This is a genomic window from Blautia luti (assembly GCF_013304735.1).
Taxonomy (GTDB): domain Bacteria; phylum Bacillota; class Clostridia; order Lachnospirales; family Lachnospiraceae; genus Blautia_A.
On sequence record NZ_JAAITI010000059.1, the window covers coordinates 1 to 10,691 of the forward strand.

The 10,691-nt window shown below is 47.8% G+C and carries 9 protein-coding genes and 2 tRNA genes; 2 read left to right on the forward strand and 9 right to left on the reverse strand.

Annotation, left to right across the window (positions count from 1 at the left end; genetic code table 11):
• Positions 1–169: 169 nt before the first annotated feature.
• Together G5B06_RS19870 and G5B06_RS19875 are read left to right on the forward strand one after the other, a co-directional pair.
• The gene (locus G5B06_RS19870; protein WP_215707755.1) at positions 170–529 is read left to right on the forward strand and encodes a transposase; all 360 of its coding nucleotides are present in this window, start codon (positions 170–172) and stop codon (positions 527–529) included.
• Complete coding sequence (locus G5B06_RS19875; protein ID WP_330626660.1) at positions 475–828, forward strand: transposase; 354 nt, start codon at positions 475–477, stop codon at positions 826–828. The genes G5B06_RS19870 and G5B06_RS19875 overlap by 55 nt, the downstream gene beginning before the upstream one ends.
• Before the next feature lie 991 nt (positions 829–1,819).
• On the opposite strand, the gene selD is transcribed toward G5B06_RS19875, so the two are convergent.
• From selD to G5B06_RS17800, 9 genes are all read right to left on the reverse strand, one after another.
• Complete coding sequence (gene selD, locus G5B06_RS17760) at positions 1,820–2,854, reverse strand: selenide, water dikinase SelD (protein WP_330384958.1); 1,035 nt, start codon at positions 2,852–2,854, stop codon at positions 1,820–1,822.
• Positions 2,855–3,056: 202 nt separating this feature from the next.
• Entirely contained in the window at positions 3,057–4,724 is a 1,668-nt protein-coding gene (locus G5B06_RS17765; RefSeq protein ID WP_173763205.1) for a nucleoside kinase, read from the reverse strand.
• Between the two features lie 25 nt (positions 4,725–4,749).
• Positions 4,750–5,532 (reverse strand): Nif3-like dinuclear metal center hexameric protein, encoded by a 783-nt coding sequence (locus G5B06_RS17770; RefSeq protein WP_173763204.1) that lies wholly within the window; start codon positions 5,530–5,532, stop codon positions 4,750–4,752.
• Complete coding sequence (locus G5B06_RS17775) at positions 5,519–6,256, reverse strand: tRNA (adenine(22)-N(1))-methyltransferase (protein ID WP_243279025.1); 738 nt, start codon at positions 6,254–6,256, stop codon at positions 5,519–5,521. The genes G5B06_RS17770 and G5B06_RS17775 overlap by 14 nt, the downstream gene beginning before the upstream one ends.
• A complete protein-coding gene (gene rpoD, locus G5B06_RS17780) occupies positions 6,249–7,376 on the reverse strand; it encodes an RNA polymerase sigma factor RpoD (RefSeq protein WP_148447579.1) in 1,128 nt (375 codons plus the stop codon). Before rpoD ends, G5B06_RS17775 begins: the two co-directional genes overlap by 8 nt.
• Positions 7,377–7,415: 39 nt before the next feature.
• A complete protein-coding gene (gene dnaG, locus G5B06_RS17785) occupies positions 7,416–9,209 on the reverse strand; it encodes a DNA primase (RefSeq protein ID WP_173763203.1) in 1,794 nt (597 codons plus the stop codon).
• Positions 9,210–9,228: 19 nt separating this feature from the next.
• Positions 9,229–10,239, reverse strand: a complete 1,011-nt coding sequence (locus G5B06_RS17790; protein ID WP_173772655.1) for a deoxyguanosinetriphosphate triphosphohydrolase — start codon at positions 10,237–10,239, stop codon at positions 9,229–9,231.
• A gap of 254 nt (positions 10,240–10,493) precedes the next feature.
• A tRNA-Leu gene (locus G5B06_RS17795) sits at positions 10,494–10,578 on the reverse strand.
• A 26-nt stretch (positions 10,579–10,604) separates the two neighbouring features.
• Positions 10,605–10,689, reverse strand: a tRNA-Leu gene (locus tag G5B06_RS17800).
• Positions 10,690–10,691 lie beyond the last annotated feature (2 nt).

The window sequence follows — 10,691 nt, forward strand, 5'->3', positions numbered from 1 at the left end:
GAATAGTCCCTTATAGGGACAGAGCAAGCCACCCGCTAAGCGGGTGGTCTTGACTATACAAAAGGAGGTCCGCTTATGAATTCTGCTTTTGCTTCCAGTTATAAATTACTTCTATCTTCTATTTCTGAATTAGAACTTCAGAAGGATTCTTTTGTCCTTCGCCCTGGTATTGATTTTTCAAGAAAACGTAAGATATCCTTTCAGGATACGATCCTCTCTCTATGGAAAGAGAGGTTCCAATCAGCTCCATCTCCATGCACTGTATGATCTTTGCAATAAAAAGTATACAGATATACGGATTGAAAAAACAATGGTCAGCAATGAATCACGTGCCCTGGTCCAGATGCTGGGAAATATCGACTCCCCTGCGAAAACGATCATACTGGCTGACCGGGGATATAATTCTTTATCACGCGGAGTACGGTGCATTCGAAAAAAGATCCTGTCCGATATAAAAAGCTTTCCCCAAGATCCGTGTTTGATTTCCTGGATCTGGAAAAAGATGGAAAACAGGCAGTTTATCCTATGAAATTAAGAATAGTACGGTTTTTATTGGATACCGGTGAATACGAATGTATCGTTACGAATCTTAAAAGAGATGCATTTCCTCCGTGGAGGATTAAGGAATTATACCATTTGAGATGGGGGATCGAAACATCGTTCCGAAAACTGAAATACAGCGTTGGACTCTCCTGCTTTCATTCAAAAAAGGCGGAATATGTAGAACAGGAGATATACGCACGTGTTATCATGTATAATTTCTGTGAATCCATTACCCCACATGTAAGCACCCATCAGAAAAAAAAACAAAATACACTTACCAGGTGAATTTCACCATGGCTGTACATATCTGTAAAGCTTTCCTTCAAAAAAGCAGTCCTACCATTCCGCCTCATATCGAGACACTCCTGTTACATTACCTGGTTCCGGTCAAGCCCAGCCGGAAGTTCCCCCGCACCAAAAAGAGGAAAGGTTTTGTAAGCTTTGTATACCGGGTGTTTTAATATAAAAATACTATAACTTTTTTTGAATAAAAACACAAGATATTTAAAGGATAAAAAGAAGGTTTCTGCCCAGGGGGAGAGTCTGTGCATTTTTTACCTTAAAGGATTTAAAATTCAAAACATTAAAGAATGTAATATAAAGGTTCATATACAAAATGTTCTAACTAAATGGCATTGGCCCGAACGCCCTCCCTCGCGCTCCCACCCCGTTGGGCACGGAAGGAGTTCTTCGTTGTTGCAAGTGTATAGTTGCTGACTTTTGTCTGTATGCTACGGAATTCAAAGTGGAACGCTGTGCCGAACTAGTTCCTGGATTCTTCGATATTTATGCTGGGAGGCTGTGCCGATACAGCCACACTTTCACACTCCCAGGACAGGACGCCCCGCGTCCGCTTCCGTCCCCGCCACGTATTTTATGTTTTTTCCTACCGGCCGGAAATGCCAGCCTGAGGGAGAGGATATCGGTTCGGGCTGTTGCGGAGGAGGGGGGATACAACTTAGGTTGCGGGAGGGGGCGTTATTGCGGCAGGGTCAGCTGTTTGAGCCAACGGCGAGTTCTGGCCCTGCCGCAATGGTTTTAGCCACCTTCCGGAATCTTAGTTGTATCCCCCGACGGAGTCCTTGCCCGGAACGATATCCTCTCCCTCTGGCGTTAGGTTTTACATCCCTCTCACGAAACCAGCAGCATCTCCCGATGGAGTCCCTGCCCGGGCCGATATCCTCTCCCTCTGGCGTCCCTCTGCCCACCAACACTTTTAGCCATCTCACAAAATCCCTATCCGGATCGATGCCAGCTCCCTCTGGCGTCCGGCCACCTACCAAATCTCCAACGTCCACTCCCGTCTATCCACAACCTCACCGATCATTCCAGCCTCCAATCCAGCCTCACCCATTCTTTTCATAATCTCCGCTGCCTCTCTCTCCGGCACCGCCGCCAACAGTCCCCCGGAAGTCTGCGGATCAAACACCACATCCTCCCTCCAGAGCACCGCCTGGCTTTTCACACCAGTTTTTTCAGCAAACTCCCGATTCCGGTAAGCCCCACCCGGGATCAGGCCCATAGAAGCAAACTTCTCCACATCCGGAAGCACCGGCAACTTCTCCGTATCAATCACGATCGTCCGCTCACTGGCCACAGCCATCTCCGTGGCATGCCCTCCAAGACCAAACCCCGTCACATCCGTACAGGCATGAACCTCAAACTCTTTCAAAATCTCACAGGCATCCCGGTTCAACCTCTTCATGGAATCCAACACCGCCCTACGGGCACCTTCCGTCACCAGATCTGCCTTGATCGCCGTATTCACGATCCCCGCACCCAGCGGCTTCGTCAAAATCAGCTTATCCCCCGTCTGCGCCCCAAAATTCTTCCAAAACTTCCTCGGATCCACAAAACCCGTCACACTAAGCCCATACTTCGGCGTATCATCCTGGATCGTATGGCCACCGGCAAGAACCGCGCCAGCCTCCATCACCTTATCCGCACCACCACGCAAAATCTCCCCCAGGATCTCCACATCCATATGTTTGGGAAACGCCACAATATTCAAAGCCGTCTTCGGAGTTCCACCCATGGCATACACATCACTCAACGCATTCGCCGCCGCGATCTGACCGAAATCATAAGGATCATCCGCCACAGGCGTAAAAAAATCCAGTGTCTGAATCAGCGCCAGATCAGAGGACACCCGGTAAACCGCCGCATCATCCGAAGTATCCGTCCCCACCAGAAGATCCGGATCGCAGAACTTCGGCAGTCCGCCAAGAACCCCTGCTAGGGTTCCCGGTCCCACTTTTGCCGCACAGCCACAGTTTGGAGCCAATTTTGTCAGTTGCACTTTCTCTCTCATGATCATTTTCCCTTTCCTTTAAGTCCTGTAAACTCTAGCCGACATCTATACGCCGCAAAGAACTTTAACTTTTTTTGATCCACACCCAAAAGACTCCATACACCACAGATCCTACGCACAGAGAAAATCAGAACAATCCCATCTTTGCGCCAACCGATATCTGCACTGCACAGAGCCTTCTATCTACACATATCTTTATTTATTATACATTAAAACAGCTGCCACCGATAAACTCCCTCAGAAGCGAGTTAAACGGAACCCCCTCACAGGGCACCGGCACAAAATAATCCAGGAACTTCAGAAGCCTCTTCGCCTCCTGATACTCCGGCTCACTCTTATCAATTCCAAAAAGCAGTGGCTCCGCATAAACCTTCAGGCAGGCAAGCTCATACACAAGAGCGGAATTAAACATCACATCCGCCTCCTCCTGGAATGGAAAAATATTCTGCTCCTCACCACGCCGTACAGACGGCCATCTTGCAATGGTATCCTTTGCAGAAGTTCCTCGTGTACGCGCATCACGGACAATCCGGCGGATCAGCCTGCCATCTGTAGTCGGGATCCGGTTATGTTCATCAATATTCAGCTGTGTCAGAGCACTGATATAAATCTTAAACTTGCTCTCTTTTGGAAGGGCATAGCTCAGTTTGTCATTAAGCCCGTGGATTCCCTCGATCACCAGGATATCATCTTTTCCAAGCTGAAGTTGATCTCCCCGGTATTCCCTGTATCCGGTCTTAAAATTAAAAGTAGGAAGATCCACTTTCTTTCCAGCAAGAAGATTCAGCATATCCTCATTAAACTGCTTGATATCAATGGCTTCCAGGCACTCAAAATTCTTTTCCCCGAATTCATCAAGCGGGGTATGCTCCCGGTTCACGAAATAATTATCCACACCGATGGGGTGAGGCTTCAGGCCATGAGCTGCAAGCTGAATGGACAACCTGTGGGAAAAACTGGTCTTTCCTGAAGAAGAAGGACCTGCGATCATTACAAACTTCACATTTCCTCTTCTCTGGATCTCCTCGGCAATGGAAGAAATCTTCGCCTCGTGAAGCGCCTCCTGGATCAGCATCAGGCTCTGAACACCCTCTCTGGTGATCCGGTCATTGAGGTCCCCCACAGTGGCAACATCCAGCTTGTCGCCCCATTCTTCCGATTCCTTCTGCACATGAAAGATCTTATCCTGCGGCTCAAAATCCTCCAGAACATCCGGTGTTTTCTGACGCGGAAGGATCAGTACAAAACCTTCGTCATAAAGCTGCAGGTCAAAATACTGCACATAACTGGTATCCGGTGCCATAAAACCGTAAAAATAATCCTCAAAATTCTCCAGACTGTAAATATTTACCCTGGAAACACGGCGGTAACGGAACAGTTTTTCTTTGTCATACATATGATGCCTGCGAAACATGGAAATGGCATCATCCGTGCTGACACTGCGTTTGTAGATCGGAATTTTCTGATCTACCAGCTCCCGCATCCGCACTTTCACCTGGTCAAGAAGCTCCTGATCCAGGGTTGCACTGCCTTTCATGGTAAAATAAAGACCATTCCCCAGAGAATAATGGATTACCACATGATCCACATTTTCCTTTCCGGCCACATCAAAAATTGCTTTCAGAAGGATAAAGATCGCACTTCGCCGGTAGGTTTTACGGCCGGCACTGTCCTTTGTGGTTATAAATCCCAGGGTACAGTCATGCCGCAGCTTCTTGTGAAGTTCTCGGAGTTTTCCGTTCTCAGTTACAAGAATCACCGGATACTCTGTTTCTCCCTCATAATCCTTTACAATCTCGGAATATGGGGTCATCTTGGGGTATTCCCTTGTTTCTCCGTTTATGGTCACTTTTATCATCGTCTGTTCCATAACACTCACCTCCACAGGCTTATACTTATAAAACAATATATGGATTTTTCACACTGGCGCAGGTCGTCTTAAGATCCGGGAACGCTTCATTCAGTTCCCTCTCCATGGCTTCCGCAAAAATATACTCCGTGCCATAATGTCCCGCATCTACGATCGCCAGTCCATCCGCCATGGTATCAATGGCAGTATGATAATCAATATCTCCGGTCACATACACATCCGCACCGGCTGCCATCACATCACGGATCATGCTCTTTCCGCTTCCTGTACAGATTGCCACAGTCTCGATCCTCTGATCCAGATCGCCGTAAACCCGCACATCTGGAAGGCAATTGCATTCTTTTACATATTTTCCAAACTCGCCAAGAGTCATGGCACGGGGAAGTTTTCCCACGCGGCCGAATCCCTCCGGCTGCTCCCCGGACTCATCGGTAACTGTAAGCACCTTTGTATCCTGAAGTTTCAGATAATCTGCGCTTAAATCTGCCATACCGATCACATCATAATTGGTATGCATGGCAAAGTACGGGATATCCTCCCGGATCAGACGTAAGATCTTCCTTCCGGTAAAGGTATGATTGTTGATCTTCTTGATCCCGGAAAAGATCATGGGATGATGGGTAAGGATCATATCCGCACCAGCTGTCACTGCCTCATCCAGCACCGGTTCTGTGAGGTCCAGTGCAAGAAATACATGGGAGATTTCTTTCTGATCATCTCCCACCAGAAGTCCCACATTATCCCATTCCTCCGCAAATTTCTGCGGATGATGTTCATTCAGCCATTCGATCAGTTCATATGCTTTCATATCGTCCAAGAGCTAACTTTATCAGCTCCATTTCCTCCTTTACTTCTGCAAGACGGTCTTTTGCAGAGGCAGATGAAGTCCCTGCCCCGGAAAAAAGATCTGCCAGTATTTTTTTACGGATGGATGCCTCCCGGAGAAGATATTCCTTCAGAACCGGATGGCATTTTTCCAGAAGGAGAGGCCCGAACCAGGCTTCTGCCTCTGTATACATGATCTTTTTACCGGTTTTATTTCGTACCGCTTTCATCATAGGATAAAACTTTCCGTCTTCTTTTATCATTTCCTCTCTTACGATCTCCCAGCCGATCTCAGAGAGAAAATGCCGGAAATGAGGAAGGTCCGACTGAGGCTGCAGGATCAGTTCCTGAAACCCCTCCCGGACCTTCGCTCCCTCATTTAATATCCTTTCCATCAGAGGACCGCCCATTCCCGCGATCACCAGGGTATCACCTTCCCCCGGCTCAAGCTTTGTAAGACCATCACTTAAACGGGTCTCTATGTAATCTTCAAGGCCATAGCGGGAAATATTCTCCCTGGCTCTTGAAAGCGGTCCCGGACGTACATCCATGGCAATGGCTGACGGAACTATTCTTTCACCAACAAGATAGATAGACAGATAGCCATGGTCACATCCTACGTCTGCCAGCCGGTTTCCTTTTGTTACCATACCGGCAATGGCACGAAGACGCATGGAAAGCTGTACGGATATATTTTTATCAGTCAAGGTAATCCTTCAGCTTGCGGCTGCGGCTGGGATGACGCAGTTTACGCAGAGCTTTCGCTTCGATCTGACGGATACGCTCTCTTGTAACGTTAAACTCTTTACCAACTTCCTCCAGAGTTCTGGCACGTCCGTCGTCCAGACCGAAACGGAGGCGGAGAACTTTCTGCTCACGGTCAGTAAGAGTACTCAAAACCTCTACCAGCTGCTCTTTCAGAAGTGTAAATGCAGCTGCATCTGCAGGTACCGGAACATTATCATCCTGGATAAAATCCCCAAGATGGCTGTCTTCCTCCTCACCGATCGGAGTTTCCAGAGATACCGGTTCCTGGGAGATCTTAAGGATCTCACGTACACGGTCTACCGGCATGTCCATCTCCTCAGCGATCTCTTCCGGCGTAGGTTCACGTCCAAGCTCCTGAAGCAGCTGACGGGAAACACGGATCAGCTTGTTGATCGTCTCAACCATATGCACCGGGATACGGATAGTACGCGCCTGATCCGCAATGGCTCTTGTGATGGCCTGACGGATCCACCAGGTTGCATAGGTACTGAACTTGTAGCCTTTTCTGTAATCAAATTTCTCAACGGCTTTGATAAGACCAAGGTTACCTTCCTGGATCAGATCAAGGAACAGCATTCCACGTCCCACATAACGCTTCGCGATGCTGACAACAAGACGGAGGTTCGCTTCTGCCAGACGCTTCTTGGCAGCTTCATCACCTTTCTCCATTCTTTTTGCAAGCTCGATCTCCTCATCCGCACTTAACAGACTGACTTTACCGATTTCTTTCAGGTACATACGAACCGGATCTTCGATGCTGACACCTTCCGGCACAGAGAGATCGATCTTGTCAAGCTCTACCTCTTCTTCATCTTCGATTCCATCCATATCCATATCATTATCAAGGAGGAGTTCGTCACCGCTGTTGTCTGTGATACGGAGAACGTCCACACCGCTGGCCTCCAGGAAATCAAAGACTTTCTCCATCTGATCTACTTCCAGTGGAGAGTCCTTGAAGAAGTCACTGATCTCCTGATATTCCAGCACATTCTTTTTCTTTTTCGCAAGTTCAAGAAGCTCTACAAGTTTCTCGCTGAATTTTGCCATATTCATTTCCATAGGTGCTCTATACCTCCATATAGTGTTTATATTTTATCCTTAATTGAAAGAAATATGCAGCTGCTGCCTCTTTCTTCCAAGGTCTTCCAGTTCTTTTTTTGCTTTTATCAGTTCCTGAAGCCCTGCCATGTCTGACGGGTCCCAGGTACGGTTTTTTTCTTTGAGGCTCTCTTCCTTGATCCGCAGCAGCGTATCAGAAAAGGCTCTCTGCTGTTCTCCTTCGTTTTCCAGATGGATGGTGGCATTAAAAAGTGATGCCACTTCTCTCTGTTCCTCGCTGTCTGTAAATACATTGAGAAGTTTTCCCGGATTGGTCTCTCCCTCCTTATGCTGGTCAAACAGCATCTGGGCCACTTCTTTATACAGCGGCACCACAAAATCTGACGGTGAAATATATTTCTCCACCTGTTCAAAGATCCCCGGATAATTCACAAGCCAGGTAAGCATCAGCTTCTGGGCCTTATCTGCGGCGGATTCTTTTTTCTTTGTTTCTGGAGTCCCGGATTTCGGCTGGATCCGTTTCTCTGCAGGCGTTCCTTTCAGAGCCAGTGTGTTGACTCTTTTTCGGATATCCTCCGTGCCCACTCCGTAACGGCCATATTCCTTCACAATTGCTTCTATATAAAGATTCCTCTCCAGTTCGTCGGAAAGTTCCAGCAGCATTTCGGCACACCGCTCAAAAAACTGATTCTGTCCCTGGGGCGCATCCATCGCAAATTCCTGTTCTGCAATATGCACACGGAACATAAAACTGTCCATCGCCTGGTTCAGACGCTCTTCAAAAGCCTCCGCACCCTCATTTTTAATAAACTCATCCGGATCCTTCCATGGTTTCAGGCTTACCACCCTGGATGTAACCCCTGCCTCCCGAAGGATCGGGATTGCACGGAGGGCCGCCCGGATACCTGCGCCGTCACTGTCATAAAGAAGCAGGACTTCCTTGGTGTAACGTTTCACAAGGCTCGCGTGTCCGGATGTCAGCGCAGTTCCAAGAGATGCCACCGCATTGGTAAAACCTGCCTGATGCATGGCAATCACATCCATATATCCCTCGCAGAGGATCAGATAATTCTTCCTGGTGGTCCTGGCCACGTTCAGTCCGTAAAGATTCCGGCTCTTGTCAAAGATCTTCGTCTCCGGTGAGTTCAGGTACTTGGGCTTGCCATCTCCCATGACACGGCCTCCGAAACCAATGACCCGGTTATTTACATCCATGATCGGGAAGATCACACGGTTCCAGAACTTGTCATACATTCCCCGCCGTTCATCCACATTGAACAGCCCGGATTCCCGGAGAAGTTCATCACTGTATCCTTTACTCTTAAGATATTTGTACAGGTCATCGCTGTACTTGTCCGAATATCCAAGGCCGAATTTCCGGATGGTTTCCTCAGAAAGTCCTCTGCCTGTCAGATACCCGTAGGCAGTTTTTCCGCCTTCTCGCCGGAGCTGATAGTAAAAATACTGAGCCGCCAGCTTGTTGATCTCAAGGAGCGTGGCCCTCTCTTCTGCTTTTTCTCTTGCTTCTCTGGAATATTCGATCTTCGGAAGCTCCACCCCTGCCCGGTCAGCAAGATGGGATAATGCCTCGCCAAAAGAATAATTCTCATATTCCATGATAAAATTGTATACGTTTCCTCCTGCCCCGCAGCCAAAGCAGTAATACATCTGCTTGGACGGCGTCACGGAAAAGGAAGGTGTTTTCTCATTATGGAAGGGACACAGTCCGAAATAGGAACTTCCCTTCCGTGTCAGTTTCACATACTGGGATATCACGTCTACAATGTCATTTTTCATTCGGACTTCTTCTATGATGTCATCTGAATAGCGCATGTTTATCCCTCTTTTCCATTTAATAGACCTCCCAGGACTTCGGTATGTAGATCTCCCTGAATTTCTCCATGGAATACTGATCTGTCATCCCCGAAATGTAGTCACATACTGCCTGTTCCTTCGGTACGCCCCGGTATTCCACCAGTTCTCTGTATTCTCTGGACATTACCTCCGGATGATCTGTATAATATTCGTATAGTTCACTCAGCATCTTGATGGCTTTATCTTCTTCCTTCTTGGCAACCGGATTCTCATAGACATTCCGGAACATCAGGACCCGAAGTTCCATCATCGCCTCAAAAACATCAGGCGACATGGAGATGCTGTCTTTATCCATACTGTTCTCTATAATATTATGTACGAAAGTATTCAGCCGTTCTCTCGTGGTATATCCGAGAAAAGTTCTCATTGTAACAGGAATGTCATCTTCTGTGATGATTCCCGCACGCTGAGCATCGTCCATATCGTGATGGATATAGGCGATCTTGTCAGAAAAACGCACAACCTGGCCTTCCAGAGTAGAAGGATTTCCACTGGTACGGTGATTCATGATCCCGTTACGGACTTCCCAGGTAAGATTCAGTCCGTTACCGTTCTTCTCCAGTACTTCCACAACCCGGACGCTCTGTTTATAGTGGGCAAAACCTCCAGGATGTATCTGATCCAGCGCTCTTTCCCCGGCATGTCCAAAAGGCGTGTGTCCCAGATCATGTCCCAGAGCGATGGCTTCCACCAGATCTTCATTAAGCCGGAGTGCCTTGGCAATGGTACGGGCGATCTGTGATACCTCCAGTGTATGCGTCAACCTGGTACGGTAATGATCTCCCTGCGGTGCCAGAAACACCTGCGTTTTATCTTTCATGCGGCGAAAAGCCTTGCAGTGAAGGATCCTGTCCCTGTCCCGCTGATATGCGGTACGCACATCGCATTCCTCTTCCGGCCGGTCTCTGCCTCTGGTATCTGCGCTGTGAGACGCATAGGGACTTAACAGTTCCCGTTCTCTCTGTTCCATATTCTCTCTGATGTTCATAAGCACTTCCTCCACAGTCTGACAAACAGCGGCGATAAAATACCCTCTGTTAATTATATTCTACACAAAACCGCAAATTCCTCTTTTCTGAAAAAAAAATTCAAAAAATATTGGTTTTATCGTCTGTTCCAACCTGAAGGTGTCCAAAATTCTCATATTGTATATGAAACGAGAACAAATATGCAAACCGCTCCTCGATTTACTTTCATATAGCCAAAAACAGAGCTGCAATTCACAGCTCTGCCTTAAAGTCATGCGGAAGATGGGACTTGAACCCACACGAGCGCAATGCTCACAAGATCCTTAGTCTTGCTCGTCTGCCAGTTCCGACACTTCCGCATATCGCATTTCATGGAAATTTCCAATGCGGAAGATGGGACTTGAACCCACACGAGCGCAATGCTCACAAGATCCTTAGTCTTGCTCGTCTGCCAGTTCCGACACTTCCGCAT

Bases quoted from the DNA above. Each gene is read 5' to 3' on its own strand.
- G5B06_RS17765 (WP_173763205.1), bottom strand. From the start codon at position 4,724: ATGGAACAGACGATGATAAAAGTGACCATAAACGGAGAAACAAGGGAA.
- G5B06_RS17790 (WP_173772655.1), bottom strand. From the start codon at position 10,239: ATGAACATCAGAGAGAATATGGAACAGAGAGAACGGGAACTGTTAAGT.
- dnaG (WP_173763203.1), bottom strand. From the start codon at position 9,209: ATGCGCTATTCAGATGACATCATAGAAGAAGTCCGAATGAAAAATGAC.
- rpoD (WP_148447579.1), bottom strand. From the start codon at position 7,376: ATGGAAATGAATATGGCAAAATTCAGCGAGAAACTTGTAGAGCTTCTT.
- G5B06_RS17770 (WP_173763204.1), bottom strand. From the start codon at position 5,532: ATGAAAGCATATGAACTGATCGAATGGCTGAATGAACATCATCCGCAG.
- selD (WP_330384958.1), bottom strand. From the start codon at position 2,854: ATGAGAGAGAAAGTGCAACTGACAAAATTGGCTCCAAACTGTGGCTGT.